This is a genomic window from Mesorhizobium sp. W067 (assembly GCF_054719525.1).
In genome coordinates this window covers 3,612,160-3,628,708 of sequence record NZ_JBTTII010000001.1, presented here as the reverse complement: position 1 = coordinate 3,628,708, position 16,549 = coordinate 3,612,160, and the positions used below count along the sequence as shown (strand labels likewise).

Sequence of the window (16,549 nt, the reverse complement as noted above, 5' to 3'; positions counted from 1 at the left end):
CTAGGATCTTGAAAAGGCCGGCTTCTGCTTGGCCTTGAAGGCGCTCACGCCGGCTTTGAGGTCGCCGGTCAGCGCAACGAAGCCGCTGGCGAGCGCCTCGGTGGCGGCCGCACTTTCCTCGCCTTCGGCGACTGCGATCATCAGCTTGGCGGCTTCGGTTGCGAGCGGCCCGCGCCCGGCGATTTTTTCGGCCCAAGTCCTGGCCTCTGCCAGCGCCTGGCCGGTCTCGACCACGCGGTCAACGACGCCGAGTGCAAGCGCGTCGGAGGCGGCAAAGAGCTCGCCGCCGAGCGCCATGCGGCGCACGATCTGGGCCCCAAAGCGGCGCACGGCGCGCTGCGTGCCGGACCAACCGGGGACGACGCCGATCGATGTCTCGGGAAAGCCGAGCTTCACCTGCGTTTCGGCGACACGGAAGTCGCAGGCGACTGCCAGCTCCAGCCCGCCACCCAACGCATGGCCGGAAAGCACCGCGATGGTCGGCTGCCGCAGCCGCGCCAGTCGGTCGAAGACACGGTGGCCGTAGCGCACCCATTGCACCTGAAAGTCGGCAGCGCTCATTTGTGCCCAGGCCTCGACGTCGCCGCCGGCGCAAAAGCCTTTGCCTTCGCCGCGGATCAGCACGACGCGCACGCCTTCAGCCATTTCGGCTTCGTCGAGCGCTGTCTCGAGCGCGCGCAGCATCGGAATGTCCAGCGCGTTGAACTTCTCCGGCCGGCGCAGCGTGACGATGCCGATGGCGCCGTCCTGCTCGAAGGTGACGAGGCGCTCAGCCATGCGCGCCTCCGAGCGAAGCGCCACCATTCAGCGACAGGCCGATCGGCCGGTCCTGATAGAGAGCCGCCGGCGTGACCTTGAGATCGTTGGCGATGCCGAGCGGAATCTCTGACTGCGCCAACACATCGCGCTCGAGGTCGACGCCCGGCGCAAGTTCCGTCACCATCAGACAGTCCGGCGTCAGCTTCATCACGCAACGCTCGGTGACGTAGGTGATGTCCTGGCCTTGAGCGACGGCGCGCTTGCCGGAGAAGGAGATGTGTTCGACCTCGTTGACGACCTTCTTGACCTTGCCTTCCGCGTCGATGCGGATGCCGCCATCGGCGAGCGAAAGCTTGGCGCCGGCATTGAAGAAGCCGGAGAAGACGATCTTTTTCGCCCGTGCCGTGATGTCGACAAAGCCGCCGGCCCCGGCGGTGACATGTGGCCGGGCCGAGAGTTTCGACACGTTGACGGAGCCATGGCGGTCGATCTGCAAGAAGGAGAGCAGCGAGGCATCGAAGCCGCCGGCCTGGAAATAGATGAACTGGTGCGGCGAGGGCATGATCGCCTCGGCGTTGGAAGCGCAGCCGAACTTGAAATCGAGCAGCGGCACGCCGCCGACCGCGCCCTGCTCGATCACCCAGGTGACCTTGCCGTGCTGGCCTTCCTCGAGAAGGATACGCGGCACATTGGCCGAGATGCCGAAGCCGATATTGACGGCCATGCCATCGCGCAACTCCATGGCGACGCGGCGCGCGATTACTTTCTGGACGTTCATCTCGGCGTCGCGAAAGCTTGACAGCGGGCGGAAGATCTCGCCCGAAATCGCCGGGTCGTAAGGCGTCAGCGTCGTCTGCAACTGGTCCGGCGCCACCACGATGTGGTCTACCAGCACGCCGGGCACGCGCACGTCATGCGGCCTCAGCGTGCCGTTCTCGACGACGCGCTTGACCTGCGCAATGACGATGCCGCCATTGTTGCGCGCGGCGAGCGCCTGTTCGAGGCCGCCGAGATAGGCGCCTTCATGTTCATAGGTCAGGTTGCCGCGCTCGTCGGCGGTGGTGGCGCGGATGATCGAAATGTCAGGCACGATCGAGCGGAAATAGAGCCATTCCTCGCCGTCGAACTGCTGCACCGAGACGATCGGCTCGCTTGCCGCCGCGTTCATGGCGCAGCCCTGGTGGCGCGGGTCGGCAAAAGTGTCGAGGCCGACCTTGGTCAGCACGCCCGGCCGCTTGGCGGCGGCCTCGCGGTGCATGTCGAACAGGATGCCGGAGGGCACGTTGTAGGCGGCGACCGAATTGTCGCCGATCATCTTCCATATCTGCGGCGGCTCGGACGAGGAGGGGCCTGAGGGATAGGAGCCGCAGAGCGTGCGCTTCAACAAGCCGGGCTTGGCCAGATGGTCGATGCCCTTGATGCCATACATGTCGCCGGCGGCGATGGGGTGCAGCGTGGTGATGTCTTTGGGATGGCCTTCGGCGTCGAAGCGCTCGCCGATGGCGGCCAGCACGGCATCCGGGCAGCCGAGGCCGCTCGACGACGAGACGGAGACGGTCATGCCGTCCTTGATCAGGCTTGCTGCTTCAGCGGCGGAGACGAGCTTGCTCACGCGACACCTTTCGGATCGATAGTGACGGCCTTGCCGGATTTTGCCGACTGCAACGCTGCTTCGGCCGACGCCAGGGACCAGACGCCGTCCTCGCCGGTGGCGGAGGGCTGGCCTTCTCCACGCATGGCCGCATGGAACTGGCGCAGCGACCTGGCGTAGAGGTCTTCGCGGTCGAAGCTCAGTTCCTCCTCGCCTTTGGCGGTGCGTAGCAGCACCGAGCCGACTGGCTTCTGCGTCATCACATTTTTTGCGATCAGCGAACCTTCGGAACCATGCACCTCAAAGCCGGTATCGGCGAACTTGGTTGTGAAGCCTTCATGCGACTGGGCGATGATGCCCGACCCGAAGCGCCAGATGCACATGGCGCCGTCTTCCAGCCCGCTGCTGGCCATGCCGGCCAACTGGGTGAAGGCCGAAATCTCGACCGGGTCGTCGCCGAGCACGAAGCGCAGCGTGTCGGCATCATGCACGGTGATGTCGAGCACCACGCCGCCGCCGGCCTCAGGCTTGGTAATGCGCCAGCCCTGCAGGTTTTCCGGCAAATAGACGGAATGGAAGACGCGCGCGGCAATCGGCTTGCCGATATGGCCGGCTGATATGGCGTCGCGCATGGCGCGGTGGGCGCCGGCATTGCGCAGATGATGATTGGTGCCAAGCACGACACCGGCTTCCTTGGCGGCGGCGACCATTGTGCGCGCGTCGGCGCTGTTCAGCGCCAGCGGCTTTTCGCACAGAACATGCTTTCCCGCCTTGATCGCAGCCAATGCCTGTTCGAGATGCAGTTCATTGGTGGTCGAGATGTAGACGGCGTCGATTTCGGCGCCGAGCAAATCGTCCAGCGTCGAGACGGCAAGCGGAATATTCTGTTCCGCGGCATAAGTCTTGGCGCGCTGCGGACTGGAGCTCATCACCGCCGCGATCTCGCCACCCTCTTGCGCGCGGATGGCGTTGATCATGAACTGTTTGGCGATCGTGCTGGCGCCGATCAGTCCCCATTTGACGCTCATGCCGCGTCTCCCATTCCTGCTGATGTGTCCTGGGCGCCGCGATCGGGACCGCAGCTGTCCCTGACGACCAGATTGACGGCGCCGATATGGTCCTCGGCATGCGTGATGCGCGACTGGATCATCTTCAGCATGACGTGGGCGGCGCGTTCGCCGAGGCCGGGTGTGTCCACCGAGACGCTGGTCAGCGCCGGCATATAATGCTCGGCCTCGACCACGTCGTCGAAGCCGACGACGGCGAAATCCGCGCCGGGCTCCAGCCCGCGCTTGCGCAGCGCCAGCATGACGCCGAAGGCGACGGCGTCGTTGAAGCACAGCGCCGCCGTCGGCGGCTCGGCCATGGCAAGGGCGGTTTCCAGGCAGGCGATGCCGCCCCTGCGGCTGGTCTCGCCTTCGACGACAAGCACCTCGCGCCTGGCCATGCCCAATGTCTCGCAAGCTTCACGAAAACCGCCCAGGCGCTCCTGATAGACGACCAGGTCGGAGGTGCCGCCAAAGAAGGCCAGCCGGCGATGGCCCTTGCCGATCAGATGGGCGGCGGCGAGATACGCGCCGCGGTGGTTGTCAGGAGCGATCACCGGGATGCGGCTGTCCGGCAGGCGGCGCATGGCGAAGACGACCGGCACGCCCGCCATCTCGAGGCGACGGAAGGCGCCCGGCGTGGTGCCGCGCGCCGGTGACACGATCAGGCCTGCGACGCCCTGTTCCATCAGCGACTTCAGCACTTCTTCCTGGCGCACCGGGTTCTCCGCGGTGTTGGCGATGAAGGGCACGATGCCGGCTGACTGGAAGACGCGCTCCATGCCGACCGCCAGCTCGGCGAAAAAGGGGTTGGTGAGATCGTTGATGACCATGCCGATGACGTTGGAATGGGCTTTGCGCAGATTGGCGGCGCCGCGGTTGTAGACATAGCCGACATCCTCGATCGCCTTGCGAACCTTGACCGCGGTTTCAGGCCGGATCAGCCCTGAGCCTTGCAGCACAAGCGACACCGTCGATTTGGACACACCAGCCTCGCGGGCGATGTCCAGGATCGTTGCCTTGGCCCGGCTGGCCATGTCGGTGGTTTCCTCCGCCTGAATGAGAAAATCTATTGGAACGTTCTAATCACTCTGCCAAACGAGAGTCAATCGGGATTCTTGCGGAGATCGAAAAGGTGATGAATGTGGTTCCTAGCAAGACTCTTAGCCTTCTTCAACGTTTGGGCCGGTTCAATCGCCGGAATCATAAAGTTCCTTGATTTATTGGAACGTTCCATTTATAGGATGCCGAAAACGGAGGTTGCCATGGATATCACCCTGCCTACGCAGAATGGCGGCCGCGTCAGCTACAAGCTCGCGGGCAGTCCGGTCGAGCCCGTAATCGGTGCGGTTTTCCCGCGCATCGCCTATGCCGCTGCCCATGTCGTCGCCGACCCTTTCGCGATGATCGACCCCTGGTCGAAGCCTGCGGTCGATTGGGACAAGACGATGGCGTTTCGGCATCATTTGTGGCGGCTTGGCTTCCGCATCGCCGAGGCGATGGACACCTCCCAGCGCGGCATGGGTTTCCACTGGGCGAATGCGCAGGAATTGATCCGCCGCTCGATCGCCGAGGCGCGCAGCGTCGAAGGCGCAGACCTCGCCTCGGGCGCCGGCACCGATCATCTGGCGCCGGCCGCTGCCAGAACGCTCGACGATGTGATCGCCGCCTATGAGGAGCAGTTCACCTTCATCGAAGGCGAGGGCGGCAAGGCGATCATGATGGCCAGCCGGTCGCTGGCGACGGTCGCAAAAGATCCGGACGACTATATCAGGGTCTACGATCGCATCCTCAGCCAGGCATCCGGCAAGGTCATCCTGCACTGGCTGGGCGACATGTTCGATCCGGCGTTGCAGGGATATTGGGGCAGTGGGAATTTCGAGGCTGCGCTCGACACCGTCGTCGCCATCATCGAGCGCCATGCTAATAAGGTCGAGGGGATAAAGATATCGCTGCTCGATGCCGGCAAGGAAGTTGCCTTGCGCAACCGGCTGCCGGAAGGCGTCGTCATGTTCACTGGCGACGATTTCAACTATCCCGAACTGATTGCCGGCGACGGGAAGCGGCACTCGCACGCTTTGCTCGGCATATTCGATGCCATCGCGCCGGTCGCCAGTGCGGCGCTGGCGAAACTGGTTGAGGGCGACCGCGCCGGCTATGACGCGCTGATGGCGCCGACAGTGCCGTTGTCGCGCAAGATCTTCGAGGCGCCGACGGAGTATTACAAGGCCGGCATCGTCTTCATGGCCTGGCTCAACGGCCATCAGGACCATTTCGCCATGGTCGGCGGCATGCAGTCGGCGCGCGGCATCCTGCACTATGCCGACATCTTCCGCCTTGCCGACCAGGCAGGGTTGCTCGCCGATCCCGAGCTTGCGCTGGCCAGGATGAAGCATTTCTGCGCGGTTGCAGGTGCCTGAGAACGACACAATCGCTGGCTGAAACCTGTCCCCCGTATGGGGGATTTGCGTTCTCGCGCCAAATCTGTATTCGGTTGCCGGGATTGGATGCGGACGGAGCGGCAATGACGGAAAAAGTGGCGCTCATCACCGGGGTTACCGGGCAGGACGGGGCCTATCTCGCAGAATTGCTTCTGCAGAAGGGCTATATTGTCCATGGCGTCAAACGCCGCTCGTCCTCGTTCAACACCGAGCGCGTTGACGACATCTATGTCGATCCGCACGAGCGCGGTGCGCGTTTCTTCCTGCATTATGGCGACCTGACCGACGCGACCAACCTTATTCGCCTGGTGCAGGAGACACAGCCCGGCGAGATCTACAATCTCGGCGCCCAGAGTCATGTCCAGGTGAGTTTCGAGACGCCGGAATACACCGGCAATGCCGATGCGCTGGGAACACTCAGGCTGCTCGAGGCGATCCGCATCCTGCGCCTGGAGAAGTCGGTGCGCTTCTATCAGGCATCGACGTCGGAGCTTTACGGCAAGGCGCGCGAGGTCCCGCAAAGCGAGGCGACGCCCTTCCATCCGCGCTCGCCCTATGCCGCGGCCAAGCTTTACGCCTACTGGATCACGGTCAACTACCGCGAGGCTTACGGCATGTTCGCCGCCAACGGAATCCTGTTCAACCACGAAAGCCCGACACGCGGCGAAACCTTCGTCACCCGCAAGATCACGCGGGCCGTCGCCTCGATCCATCACGGCCTTCAGGCCACGCTCTATCTCGGCAATCTCGACGCCAAGCGTGACTGGGGCCATGCGCGCGACTATGTGGAGGGCATGTGGCGCATTCTGCAGCACAGTGAAGCCGACGATTTCGTGCTGGCGACCGGTGAGGCGCATTCGGTGCGCGAATTCGTCGAACTGGCTTTTGCCGAGACCGGACGCACCATCCGCTGGCAAGGCGAGGGTGTCGATGAAGTCGGTGTCGATGCCGGTTCGGGCACTGTCCTGGTGCGCATCGATCCGCGCTATTTCCGGCCGACCGAGGTCGACCTGCTGCTCGGCGACCCCGCCAAGGCCAAAGCCAGGCTGGGGTGGTCGCACACGACCTTCTTCAGGGATCTGGTGGCGGAAATGGTGCAGGCCGATCTGGCGCGCACCGCCGGCGGCACGCGGCAGAACAGCCGTTCTGCGTGAGGCAGGTTCATGGACGCGACATTTGATCTGAAAGGCAAGCGTGTCTTCGTCGCCGGGCATCGCGGCATGGTCGGTTCGGCCGTCGTGCGCCGGCTGGCGAGCGAGGACTGCGAGATACTCACCGTATCGCGCGACAGGCTCGACCTGCTCGACCAGGCAGGGGTGCAGCGCTGGATGGCCGAGCACAGGCCGGATGCGGTGGTGATGGCGGCCGCCAAGGTCGGCGGTATCCTGGCCAATGACCGGTTCCCGGTCGATTTCCTGCAGGACAATTTGGTCATGCAGGGCAATGTCATCGACGGCGCCTTTCGCAGCGAGGTCGGCAAGCTTTTGTTTCTCGGCTCGTCCTGCATCTATCCAAAGCTCGCGCCGCAGCCGATCAGGGAAGACGCCCTGCTGACCGGGCCGCTCGAGCCGACCAACGAATGGTACGCGATCGCGAAGATCGCCGGGCTGAAACTGTGCCAGGCCTATCGGCGCCAGCATGGGGTCGACTATATCTCGGCGATGCCGGCCAGCCTCTACGGACCGGGTGACAATTTCGACCTGCAGAGCAGCCATGTCGTGCCGGCCCTGATGCGAAAGGCGCATGCGCTGGCGCTGAGCGGCGGCAACAGCCTCAATGTCTGGGGCTCGGGCACGCCACGGCGTGAATTCCTGCATGTCGACGACGCCGCCGATGCCTTGGTCTGGCTGTTGAAGAATTATGCCGGCGACGGCCACGTCAATGTCGGTTCGGGCGAGGATGTCACCATTGCCGAGCTTGCCCAGACCGTCGCATCGGTCGCCGGCGTCGAGGCTAATATCGCCTTCGATACGACCAAGCCAGACGGCACGCTGCGCAAGTTGATGGATGTTTCGCGGCTGTTTGCAACGGGATGGCGCCCGCGCTACGCACTTCGCGGTGGATTGGAACAGACATATGCGTGGTTTCTCAACCATGTTGAGAAGGGTGATGTCCGCCTCGGCGCGGCCTGATTCAATTTTCCTTGAACCATTTCGCTGCCGCCCGCGACCAAGCGGTGTGTAGCAAACACGGTCCATCAAGGAGAACGTCAATGTTTATCACTTCAAGAAACGTCTTTCTCGCCGCCATCGCGGTTTCGGTGCTGGCAGGGTGTCAGACGGCACCGCCGAGGGAATGCGAGAAGACCAAGCCCGGTGTCACCTACAACGGCCAATGCTGCGGCATCGGCACACCGTGCCGTGAAGGCAACAACACCCCTCATGACAAGCCCGACAGGCCCGATCCGCGGCCGCAGTGATCCGCGAGCCTGAAACGTCCCGTCACGTGCCGGGACGCTTTCGCCCTCCGACAGGGTGGATTTACGGATCGGAAGGCCGCTACCCGGTTCCTTGCTGGCCGGCATTTGAATACGAAACGGGACGGCGGGGCAGTAGACGATGCGGTCGCGCAGATCGCGCGAAAACTTCCCGCCGGATCTGTACTTCAACGGGCTGTTCGAATGTTCGAAGAGAAGGTCCCGGAGAAACTCAGATTTCTGCTTTCCGACGATGCCAAGGATGGCCACAAAAAAATTTCGAGATGCTCTTGAACTCATTTGGGGCGCCTCCTAATTCGATTTCCGCCAAGGCCATAAGGCTCGGCAAAATGGCGGCGCCGCTGGGGCGGCGCCCTTGTACCCATGTTGCTTCAAGGAGGATGTGGCTATGAGAACCTTTGATACCCTCTATCGGACCACCGTCGGTTTCGACCGGCTTTTCGACATGCTCGACAGCGGCACGCGTCCAGACTGGCCGCCCTATAACATCGAGAAGGTCGACGAGAACGATTACCGTATCTCGATGGCCATCGCAGGCTTCAGCCAGGATGAGGTCGAGCTTACCCAGCATGGACCCGAACTGGTCGTGGTAGGCCAGAAAGCTGATGATCAGAGCGGACGCCAGCTGCTGCACCAGGGCATCGCCTACCGCAGTTTCAGGCAGACGTTCAAGCTTGCCGACCACATGAAGATCAAGGCAGCCAAACTGGAGAATGGCCTCCTCTCGATCGACATTGTCCGCGAGATTCCCGAAGAGCTGAAGCCGCGCCGCATCAGCATCGGCGTGGGCGACACGCCGACGGCCGCCACTCAGATCACGCAAGACACGGACCGCGCGCGTAAAGCCGCGTAATCCTGTCGATCTGTCACACTTTGAACTGCGGGTCCGCCTCCCGGTTTTCGGCCGGGAGGCTGTGATTGCGGAGAAACGAAGATGATCACTGCAGGACGTACTGGCGCGCCTCTGTCGCGCGCCCGCAGTTGGCCTGGACCGCGCAAACCATGAAACTCAATGGTTCGTTCGATTTGGAGGATCATATGAACGATCGGATGTTCGACAGCGCCGTTTTCGTGAAAAGCGGCGACAACCTTGTTCAGGAAATCACGTGTCTCGAGGATGCTCTGGAGTTCCTCTATGAATGGCCAAAGGACAGGCGCGGCCCCATTCACCAAACCGCATTGCGGGCCTGCCAGCGAGCTTTCGATAGCGATTATCCGCTTTCCGCAGCCAGAGACGCGTTCAGCGGTTTTGCGAAAGCAGCCAGAATCCTTGAAGAAGCATCCACGACAATGCCGTGGATGATGGGCAGAGGTGGCGAAGGCGGAGGAGTGACTGCCTAAAGCGCGTCGCGCTGAAACCGATTCATGCGACACGCTTTAAGTCTTTGTTTTGATGCATGTCGTTGTCCCAGACCCGCGGCACACTTCTGGGTGACATGCATTAGGAAAGGAGGTCATGATGCTATCGAAACCTTTTGAAAAGCCGGTCCGGGTGTGGGTGGGCTTGGGCTTTCCCCGCCAACTCAACACGGTCGCGGATGCCTATCAATTCGCAGCCGAATGGTGTGGCAACAGCCCGGAGCAGAGAGCTGCTATTCGCGCTTGCAAAGCCGCTCTGATTGGTGATGTGGAACCCGAGACAGCACGAGGCGTCTTCGTCGCGTTCGCTCGCAAGAAGGATATTCTTGTGGAGGACGGCATCGAGCCTGCGCCTTCAAGGACGCTAAGCCCGCACCACGTCTAAAGCGCGTCGCGTTTGAACGGACTCAGACGACGCGCTTTAGGTCTTTGTTTTTATGCATGTCGTAGTCTCAAAACCGGGGCCACTTTTGAGCGCCATGCATTAGAATGTCCACAAACACGAGGCGGCTGCCATAAGCGGTGGCCGCCTTACCGGCTAAGTCGTCGAAGGGGTGCGCCAAAAACGGGCTTGGCTAAGTTATCGAAAGGATGGTGGGCGTGACAGGGATTGAACCTGTGACCCCTGCAATGTCAATGCAGTGCTCTCCCGCTGAGCTACACGCCCATCCGAAGCCGCGCATACACCATTTTTGGTCCAGCGCGTCAATAGCCGGAAAAGGGAAAGAAGGGCTCGTTTGTCGCGCCGCCGACGAAGCGGCGAGATCACACCGTCCGCGCTTCAGGCGGCCTGCAGCATTTTTTCGACCTCGTTGACGAGATCGCGCAGGTGGAAGGGCTTGGACAGCACCTTGGCGTCTTTCGGCGCCTTGGAATCGGGGTTGAGCGCGACGGCCGCGAAACCGGTGATGAACATCACCTTGAGGTCGGGATCGATCTCGGTGGCGCGGCGGGCGAGTTCGATGCCGTCCATCTCCGGCATGACGATATCGGTCAGCAGCAGGGAGAAAGGTTCTTCGCGCAGCCGCTCGTAGGCGCTGGCGCCATTGTCGAAATCGCTGACGTGGTAGCCGGCCCGCTCCAGTGCCTTGACCAGGAACCGGCGCATGTCGTCGTCGTCTTCCGCCAGCAGAATGCGTGCCATCTTGTCCCGTCCGAATCACCCCAGCCAAGCCTGCCGTCCGGCAAGCCCGTTAACCATCCTGTATATGAGGAGCTGACGGTAAACATCAAGTGAACGTTGGCGGCATTAATCCTGATTTGACGGGGTTCCTGACATGCCGAAATGCTGGACATGCGGCCGATGAGGTGGCAGTTTCCCATCATGATGCATTGCTGTTTCCGGGTTCGTTCAAATTGACGACGGCAGCCGAAGATTTTTCGGTCGTTCCACCCTTCGAAATCCGATCGGGCGCCGAGCAGCGCGTTCCCTTCGTCTTCAACTCACCGCATAGCGGCCGCTATTATCCAGACCGCTTCCTGGCCATGGCGCGGCTCGACCGGAGCGCCATCCGCCGCTCCGAGGATTGCTATGTCGACGAACTGTTCGGCGGCGCGGTGGCGCTGGGCGCGCCGATGCTGGCGGCGAATTTTCCGCGCGCCTATCTCGACGTCAATCGCGAACCCTGGGAACTCGACCCGCGCATGTTCGCCGAGCCGGTGCCGTCCTTCTGCAACATCCGCTCGGCGCGCGTTGCCGGCGGGCTCGGCACCGTGCCCAAGCTGGTGGGTGAGGGGCTCGACATCTATTCCGGCCGTCTGCCGCTGGCGGAGGCCGTCCAGCGCATAGAGGCGGTCTACAAACCCTATCACGAGACGCTGAAGCGGCTATTGACCAGAACCCATGCCAGGTTCGGCTATGCCGTGCTGATCGACTGCCATTCGATGCCGGCGAGCATCAGGGTGGGCGACAGCGGCCTGCGGCCGGATTTCATCGTCGGCGACCGTTTCGGCATCTCGGCCACGGCAGCCCTGACCGAGACGGCGATCGGCCTGCTCATCGGCATGGGCTACACCGTCGCCCACAACAAACCCTATGCAGGCGGCTTCATCACCGAGCATTACGGCCGGCCGGCGCGCCATCTGCATGCGCTGCAGATCGAGGTCAATCGCGGCCTCTACATGAATGAGCGGACGTTCCAGAAATCGGCCGGCTTCGATGCGCTGGCCGACGATATGGCGCGCTTTTCGGCCGACCTGATGGCGATGCCCGACCACCACTTCATAGACCTGCCGCTGGCCGCCGAATAACACCGAGCGGCGGCTGTTCATGAGATCCCGCGCTGGCCATCCCGCAGCGTAAAAAAAGACCGCATCGTTTGCACGACACGGTCGAAGTCTAGGGAGGAAACGCCCAAGGAGGGCATGGACAGGAAAACCTGTCCGAGAACAAATTTATTGTGCGATGCACAAATGTCAATCGATCCCACGCTTTTTTAATTCACTCTGATGTGAAAATGCGTTTCGGTGGCGCCGATGTGTGACATTTCGGCAACGCTGATGTCTCTAATAATCGATAAACCGGCTTGTTTTGGCGGGAAAGTGCCTGCAGACCGGGTTGGCACTCTGCAATGCGGGAGAATCACGTGGACATCAGCATCGATTTCATGCGCCGGATCGCGCAAGCGGCGGCGGCTGAAACCTTGCCGCGTTTCCGCGCACAGGGCGCGGTGGCCAACAAGGAAAAAGGCAGTTTCGACCCGGTCACCGAGGCCGACCGCGAGGCCGAGCGCGCCATCCGGGCGCTGATCTCGGCTGAGTATCCCGATCACGGTATCCTTGGCGAAGAACATGGCAGCGAAAACATCTCCTCAAGGCATGTCTGGGTGATCGATCCGATCGATGGTACCCGCGCCTTCATCTCAGGCCTGCCGGTGTGGGGAACGCTGGTCGGATTGACGGTCGACGGTGACGCCGTCGCCGGTATGATGGCGCAGCCGTTCACCGGCGAGCTGTTCTACGCCAACGCTTCCGGCTCCCACTACGAAGGCCCCGGTGGGCCGCGGAAGCTGTCGACCCGCAAGAGGACGAAGCTTGACGAGGCGACCTTGTTCACCACCACGCCGGCGCTTTTCAAGGGCGAGGCGCGCACCCGCTACGACGCGTTCGAGAAACAGATCCAGCTCGCCCGCTACGGAGCCGATTGCTACGCCTTTGCCATGATCGCGTCCGGCAGCGTCGACATCGTCGCCGATCCCGGATTGAAACCCTACGACATCGTGGCGCTGATCCCGATCATCGAAAAGGCCGGCGGCGTCATCACCACATTCGAGGGCGGTCCGGCGGAAAAGGGCGGCGACATCCTGGCCGCCGCAACGCCGGAGCTTCACGCGGCTGCAATGGCAGCCCTGCGCGGCTGATAGTCGACCCGATCAGCGCGGCTTGATCGAGCGCTGGAATTCCGCCGGCGTTCGCCCGTAGACCTGCCTGAACGCTGAGCTGAAATGGCTGTGGCTGGAGAAGCCGAGGTCCAGGCCGAGCGTGGTCAGATTGTCGTAGCGGCCAAGCAGGTCGAGCGCGCGCGCCAGCCGCAGGCGCAGATGGTAGCGATAGAGCGGCATCGCCTCGACCTGCTGGAAAACTTGCGTGAGATAAACCGGTGATACCCCGACTTCAGCGGCGATCTCGGCCAGCGTCCAGCGCCGCGAAAGATCCGAGGACAGGACGAGCTTGGCGCGATCGACCAGCTTCTGCCGGCCAGCGCTGGCGCCGGCGGCATGCGAGGTGCGCTCGCCGAGGGAGCGCCGCACCAGCGTCAGCGCAAGGGTTTCGGCCTCCAGCGTTTCGGCAATGTTGCGGCTCAGGCTGTGGCGCAGCACCGCCACCAGCGCCTGAGCCCGCGGGTCGATGCGGCGGCGCTGACGACGAAACGCCACGGCGCTGCCCGAGCGCAACTGCTCCTTCGGCGTCAACTCCTGCAGTTGCGCCTCCTCGACAACGAGATCGAGGCAGGAATCGCCACCCTCGACGGGATGGCTGATCCGGTAGCCTTCGGCGTTGTTGAAGAACAACAACTGGTTGGCTTCGGCGACCGCATCGTTGCGGCCGACATGGCGCACGAAGACGCCGCGATAGGGAAACACAAGATGCGTGGCAGCGGTGCACTCTTCTTCGCTCTTGTGCCGGCATTCGCCGCCGCAGACGACATCCCTCACCCTGACGGTGCCGGTGTCCAGAAGCGTCTGTACCGTGAACTGCGACATGGTGAGCTGAGACATGGCCGTGGCATTCTACCCTTGCACCGAAAGCTGCTCCGGCACATTAGGCGATTGGCCCGTCCAAACCTGTCAGGAGACTTCACCTGGCGGGCCCTTCGTAACGGCCATGGCTCAGTCCCACAAACGGCGCATGTATTCGCAGTGAGCGTCGCTGCGCGACAGGCCGATGTCCTTGAGCTGTTCGTCGGTCATTTCGAGCAAGGCAAGGCGGCTTCGGCGCCTTTCCAGTTGACGGCCGATCCAGTTGGCCGCCGCGATGCCTTGTGTCCGCAAGGACCGCCAGAAGGTCGCGGTTTGAGTTGTCGGCTGATGTGCGAGGCATTGCGCCGCCGCTGCATGATCGGGGCGCATCGCTCAGGCTTCCCCGTTGCCGGCCACTGATGCGCCGGCCACCGAGGCGCCGGCTTCGTTCAGCGCAATCGCGCATTCCTCGCAGCAGACCTCGACGGTCTTGCCGCCGACCTTGACGCGGATCGGGTTGGCGTCCAGCTGGCAATCGCAGGCAGCGCAGGTTTTCTCGGTCATGACGTCATCTCCTTGGCGTTCAGTACGCGGAGAGATGAGCATTCCGGGGCGGCACCGGCTGTCAGAATCTTTAGCTCTTTGGGTGCTGCCGGCGCTGCTCCTGACAGAAGGCTGTCAGCAGGCACAAGCTCAAGGCGCCGCAACATGCAGCGCCGGCGGCATCAGGCTGTGGGGTCGTCGTTGCCGGGTATGAAGGCGTCGAAGGCGGCGAGCAACTGCTCGCGATAGACATCGGCCTCCTGCAGGATCTCGTGTTTCGAGCCATCGATCATCAGCAGCGAGCCGAGGCGCAGACGCCTGGCATAGGCTTCCACGGCCTTGGTCGAGACGACCTGATCGGCGCCGGCGGCGATCATCAGCAGCGGCACCTGGATCCTGGCCATGAAGTCGGGCTCGCTGATGGCTTCGCCTGCCTTGATTGCCGCCTGCAGCCAGCGGATCGTCGGCCCGCCGAGCGCCAGTTGCGGATAGTGCTCGTAGATTTTCGTGTTGCGCTGATAGCGCCCGGGGTCCGATGTCACCTTGTTGAGGGCGAAGGGCAGGGTTTCCCTGGGACGCGGACCCCAGGCGGCGTAGAGCCGGCCGAGGCCGAGAAAGCACAATATCGAGCAGACGCGGCGCGCGGTTTTTGCCGACACGGGCGAGTCGGGCACCGTCAGGAAAGGCGCAATCAGCACCATGCGACGCACCCGGTTGACCATCGACGGCGCCGCGAGCAGCGCGATCACGGCGCCCATCGAATGGGCGAGGATGTAATACGGGCCGCGGCAGTCGGGCAGCACGATATCCTCGAAGAACTGTTCGAGGTCGCCGGTGTAATCGTAGAAAGAGCGGACATAGCCGCGTTGCGGATCGGCGATCAGCCGGTCGGAATCGCCCTGGCCGCGCCAGTCGAGCGTGGCGACGCCGAGGCCGCGGTCGGTCAGGTTGCGGATGGTTTCGAAATACTTCTCGATGCACTCGTTGCGGCCGGGCAGCAGCACGACGGTGCCTTTCAGCGGCCGGGTGACCGCGGCAAACAGGCCGTAGCGGATCTTCTTGCCGTCGCGCGTGGTGAAAAAGCCGCCGGCGACATTTTGCGGCGGCGGATTGCCTGGCGTGGGATGGAAGAGATCCGTCATTAGGCGCTTGCGTCTTCGTGGTGTCTCACCCGGCAGGGCGTCGGCATGGTGATAGACGCCAATGGATGAAAAGCAAAGGGAGGACGCCAAGGGGGCGGACGAACGACAAGCAAGGCCGGAAGCAGCCTGCGGCGGCGTGCTTCCGGCCTCTGTCGATCCGGGAGGAAGGGACGTTACACCCGGTCGGCCTCGTCGCGGCGCTTTCATCCGGCGCCGCCTGGTTCTTTATCCTGGGGGCACTCTAGCGCCGGCCGGCTGAACGGGCGCCGAAGCAGCGGTTCATCTGCCGTTCATCGACGCCTCGATTGGCGCTCTTCAAAAATCCTTGAAATGCGCTTTTGCGCTCCCCAAATGTCGGATGCAGCCGCCGATGTCGGGGCTGCTGGTCCACCCGAAACGCCTTTCCAGGGTTTCGCACCGGCCACACGCAAACATGTTGCTCAACAGGAGAACACCTCATGCGTCACGTTGATTTTTCCCCGCTCTATCGCTCGACCGTCGGCTTCGACCGCCTGTTCACCATGCTCGACTCGCTGGCCCAGCCCGATGGCGCGCAGACCTATCCGCCCTACAACATCGAGCGCACCGGCGAGGACGCCTATCGCATCTCGATGGCGGTTGCCGGCTTCTCGGACGAAGAGATTTCGATCGAAGCCCACCGCAACGTGCTGACCGTCAAGGGTGAGCGCAAGGAAGAGGGCAATGGCGAAGGCTCCGAGCTGCTCTACCGCGGCATTGCCTCGCGTTCGTTCGAGCGCCGCTTCCAGCTTGCCGACCATGTCGAGGTCGTCGGCGCCACCCTGAAGAACGGCCTGCTTTTCGTCGACCTTAAGCGCAACATCCCCGAGGAGCTGAAGCCGCGCAAGATCGCGATTACCGCCTCTTCGGCCAACGCCAAGCAGATCGAGGCCAAGAACGCCGCGTGATCAAGACGGCGGCGTCACAACGCCCAAGGTTGAAAGCGTCTCCTCCCGAGACGAAAGCGGCGCCGCGAGGCGCCGCTTTTTTTCGCCGCAGCCTCTGTCACCCCAACCGAAGAGTTCTGGCTCTTTT

At 62.8% G+C, this 16,549-nt stretch carries 19 protein-coding genes and 1 tRNA gene; 10 read left to right on the top strand and 10 right to left on the bottom strand.

Annotated elements, in window-relative coordinates; genetic code table 11:
- From ACYG97_RS17660 to ACYG97_RS17645, 4 genes are read right to left on the bottom strand one after another with little or no spacing between them, the layout of a single operon-like run.
- A complete protein-coding gene (locus ACYG97_RS17660; protein WP_023671185.1) occupies window positions 1-777 on the bottom strand; it encodes an enoyl-CoA hydratase/isomerase family protein in 777 nt (258 codons plus the stop codon).
- The gene (locus ACYG97_RS17655; RefSeq protein ID WP_023733498.1) at window positions 770-2,371 is read right to left on the bottom strand and encodes an acyl CoA:acetate/3-ketoacid CoA transferase; all 1,602 of its coding nucleotides are present in this window, start codon (window positions 2,369-2,371) and stop codon (window positions 770-772) included. Before ACYG97_RS17655 ends, ACYG97_RS17660 begins: the two co-directional genes overlap by 8 nt.
- Window positions 2,368-3,378, bottom strand: a complete 1,011-nt coding sequence (locus tag ACYG97_RS17650; RefSeq protein WP_023695642.1) for a Gfo/Idh/MocA family protein — start codon at window positions 3,376-3,378, stop codon at window positions 2,368-2,370. Before ACYG97_RS17650 ends, ACYG97_RS17655 begins: the two co-directional genes overlap by 4 nt.
- Window positions 3,375-4,433: a LacI family DNA-binding transcriptional regulator gene (locus ACYG97_RS17645; protein ID WP_023733497.1), complete on the bottom strand. Its 1,059-nt coding sequence runs from the start codon at window positions 4,431-4,433 to the stop codon at window positions 3,375-3,377. The genes ACYG97_RS17650 and ACYG97_RS17645 overlap by 4 nt, the downstream gene beginning before the upstream one ends.
- A 228-nt stretch (window positions 4,434-4,661) precedes the next feature.
- Here ACYG97_RS17645 and ACYG97_RS17640 point away from each other — a divergent pair, with 228 nt between their 5' ends.
- From ACYG97_RS17640 to ACYG97_RS17610, 7 genes are all read left to right on the top strand, one after another.
- A complete protein-coding gene (locus ACYG97_RS17640; protein WP_023733496.1) occupies window positions 4,662-5,816 on the top strand; it encodes a dihydrodipicolinate synthase family protein in 1,155 nt (384 codons plus the stop codon).
- A 104-nt stretch (window positions 5,817-5,920) separates the two neighbouring features.
- Window positions 5,921-6,991: a GDP-mannose 4,6-dehydratase gene (gene gmd, locus ACYG97_RS17635; protein ID WP_023733495.1), complete on the top strand. Its 1,071-nt coding sequence runs from the start codon at window positions 5,921-5,923 to the stop codon at window positions 6,989-6,991.
- A 9-nt stretch (window positions 6,992-7,000) separates the two neighbouring features.
- Window positions 7,001-7,969: a GDP-L-fucose synthase gene (gene fcl / locus ACYG97_RS17630; RefSeq protein ID WP_023733494.1), complete on the top strand. Its 969-nt coding sequence runs from the start codon at window positions 7,001-7,003 to the stop codon at window positions 7,967-7,969.
- Window positions 7,970-8,049: 80 nt separating this feature from the next.
- The gene (locus tag ACYG97_RS17625) at window positions 8,050-8,256 is read left to right on the top strand and encodes a hypothetical protein (protein WP_023733493.1); all 207 of its coding nucleotides are present in this window, start codon (window positions 8,050-8,052) and stop codon (window positions 8,254-8,256) included.
- 406 nt (window positions 8,257-8,662) lie between these two features.
- The gene (locus tag ACYG97_RS17620) at window positions 8,663-9,127 is read left to right on the top strand and encodes an Hsp20 family protein (RefSeq protein WP_023671192.1); all 465 of its coding nucleotides are present in this window, start codon (window positions 8,663-8,665) and stop codon (window positions 9,125-9,127) included.
- 65 nt (window positions 9,128-9,192) lie between these two features.
- A complete protein-coding gene (locus tag ACYG97_RS17615) occupies window positions 9,193-9,615 on the top strand; it encodes a DUF982 domain-containing protein (protein WP_348626130.1) in 423 nt (140 codons plus the stop codon).
- A 115-nt stretch (window positions 9,616-9,730) separates the two neighbouring features.
- On the top strand, window positions 9,731-10,018 hold the full coding sequence (locus ACYG97_RS17610) for a DUF982 domain-containing protein (protein WP_245260785.1): 288 nt from the start codon (window positions 9,731-9,733) through the stop codon (window positions 10,016-10,018).
- 207 nt (window positions 10,019-10,225) lie between these two features.
- On the opposite strand, the gene ACYG97_RS17605 is transcribed toward ACYG97_RS17610, so the two are convergent.
- Together ACYG97_RS17605 and cpdR are read right to left on the bottom strand one after the other, a co-directional pair.
- Window positions 10,226-10,300 (bottom strand) — tRNA-Val (locus tag ACYG97_RS17605).
- A 114-nt stretch (window positions 10,301-10,414) separates the two neighbouring features.
- Window positions 10,415-10,777 carry a cell cycle two-component system response regulator CpdR gene (cpdR, locus tag ACYG97_RS17600; protein WP_023671195.1) on the bottom strand — a complete coding sequence of 121 codons (363 nt, stop codon included), beginning with the start codon at window positions 10,775-10,777 and terminating at the stop codon, window positions 10,415-10,417.
- 164 nt (window positions 10,778-10,941) lie between these two features.
- Between cpdR and ACYG97_RS17595 the strand changes: the two genes are divergently transcribed.
- Together ACYG97_RS17595 and hisN are read left to right on the top strand one after the other, a co-directional pair.
- The gene (locus ACYG97_RS17595) at window positions 10,942-11,883 is read left to right on the top strand and encodes an N-formylglutamate amidohydrolase (RefSeq protein WP_023733490.1); all 942 of its coding nucleotides are present in this window, start codon (window positions 10,942-10,944) and stop codon (window positions 11,881-11,883) included.
- Window positions 11,884-12,218: 335 nt separating this feature from the next.
- A complete protein-coding gene (hisN, locus tag ACYG97_RS17590) occupies window positions 12,219-12,992 on the top strand; it encodes a histidinol-phosphatase (RefSeq protein WP_023733489.1) in 774 nt (257 codons plus the stop codon).
- A gap of 12 nt (window positions 12,993-13,004) precedes the next feature.
- Here the strand turns inward: hisN and ACYG97_RS17585 are convergent, their stop codons facing one another.
- From ACYG97_RS17585 to ACYG97_RS17570, 4 genes are all read right to left on the bottom strand, one after another.
- Window positions 13,005-13,835 (bottom strand): helix-turn-helix domain-containing protein, encoded by an 831-nt coding sequence (locus ACYG97_RS17585; RefSeq protein ID WP_023733488.1) that lies wholly within the window; start codon window positions 13,833-13,835, stop codon window positions 13,005-13,007.
- A gap of 126 nt (window positions 13,836-13,961) precedes the next feature.
- Entirely contained in the window at window positions 13,962-14,201 is a 240-nt protein-coding gene (locus tag ACYG97_RS17580) for a DUF1127 domain-containing protein (protein WP_023733487.1), read from the bottom strand.
- A 3-nt stretch (window positions 14,202-14,204) separates the two neighbouring features.
- Entirely contained in the window at window positions 14,205-14,375 is a 171-nt protein-coding gene (locus ACYG97_RS17575) for a hypothetical protein (RefSeq protein ID WP_023683236.1), read from the bottom strand.
- Between the two features lie 161 nt (window positions 14,376-14,536).
- The gene (locus ACYG97_RS17570) at window positions 14,537-15,496 is read right to left on the bottom strand and encodes an alpha/beta fold hydrolase (RefSeq protein ID WP_023691769.1); all 960 of its coding nucleotides are present in this window, start codon (window positions 15,494-15,496) and stop codon (window positions 14,537-14,539) included.
- A 458-nt stretch (window positions 15,497-15,954) separates the two neighbouring features.
- On the opposite strand from ACYG97_RS17570, the gene ACYG97_RS17565 reads away from it, so the two are divergent.
- Window positions 15,955-16,422, top strand: coding sequence for an Hsp20 family protein (locus ACYG97_RS17565; protein WP_023671202.1), 468 nt, complete (start codon window positions 15,955-15,957; stop codon window positions 16,420-16,422).
- The last annotated feature ends 127 nt before the right edge of the window (window positions 16,423-16,549 follow it).

Bases quoted from the DNA above. Each gene is read 5' to 3' on its own strand.
- fcl (WP_023733494.1), top strand. From the start codon at position 7,001: ATGGACGCGACATTTGATCTGAAAGGCAAGCGTGTCTTCGTCGCCGGG.
- ACYG97_RS17565 (WP_023671202.1), top strand. From the start codon at position 15,955: ATGCGTCACGTTGATTTTTCCCCGCTCTATCGCTCGACCGTCGGCTTC.
- ACYG97_RS17585 (WP_023733488.1), bottom strand. From the start codon at position 13,835: ATGTCGCAGTTCACGGTACAGACGCTTCTGGACACCGGCACCGTCAGG.
- ACYG97_RS17620 (WP_023671192.1), top strand. From the start codon at position 8,663: ATGAGAACCTTTGATACCCTCTATCGGACCACCGTCGGTTTCGACCGG.
- ACYG97_RS17625 (WP_023733493.1), top strand. From the start codon at position 8,050: ATGTTTATCACTTCAAGAAACGTCTTTCTCGCCGCCATCGCGGTTTCG.
- ACYG97_RS17575 (WP_023683236.1), bottom strand. From the start codon at position 14,375: ATGACCGAGAAAACCTGCGCTGCCTGCGATTGCCAGCTGGACGCCAAC.
- ACYG97_RS17650 (WP_023695642.1), bottom strand. From the start codon at position 3,378: ATGAGCGTCAAATGGGGACTGATCGGCGCCAGCACGATCGCCAAACAG.
- ACYG97_RS17645 (WP_023733497.1), bottom strand. From the start codon at position 4,433: ATGGCCAGCCGGGCCAAGGCAACGATCCTGGACATCGCCCGCGAGGCT.
- ACYG97_RS17640 (WP_023733496.1), top strand. From the start codon at position 4,662: ATGGATATCACCCTGCCTACGCAGAATGGCGGCCGCGTCAGCTACAAG.
- ACYG97_RS17570 (WP_023691769.1), bottom strand. From the start codon at position 15,496: ATGACGGATCTCTTCCATCCCACGCCAGGCAATCCGCCGCCGCAAAAT.
- cpdR (WP_023671195.1), bottom strand. From the start codon at position 10,777: ATGGCACGCATTCTGCTGGCGGAAGACGACGACGACATGCGCCGGTTC.
- gmd (WP_023733495.1), top strand. From the start codon at position 5,921: ATGACGGAAAAAGTGGCGCTCATCACCGGGGTTACCGGGCAGGACGGG.
- ACYG97_RS17610 (WP_245260785.1), top strand. From the start codon at position 9,731: ATGATGCTATCGAAACCTTTTGAAAAGCCGGTCCGGGTGTGGGTGGGC.
- ACYG97_RS17660 (WP_023671185.1), bottom strand. From the start codon at position 777: ATGGCTGAGCGCCTCGTCACCTTCGAGCAGGACGGCGCCATCGGCATC.
- ACYG97_RS17580 (WP_023733487.1), bottom strand. From the start codon at position 14,201: ATGCGCCCCGATCATGCAGCGGCGGCGCAATGCCTCGCACATCAGCCG.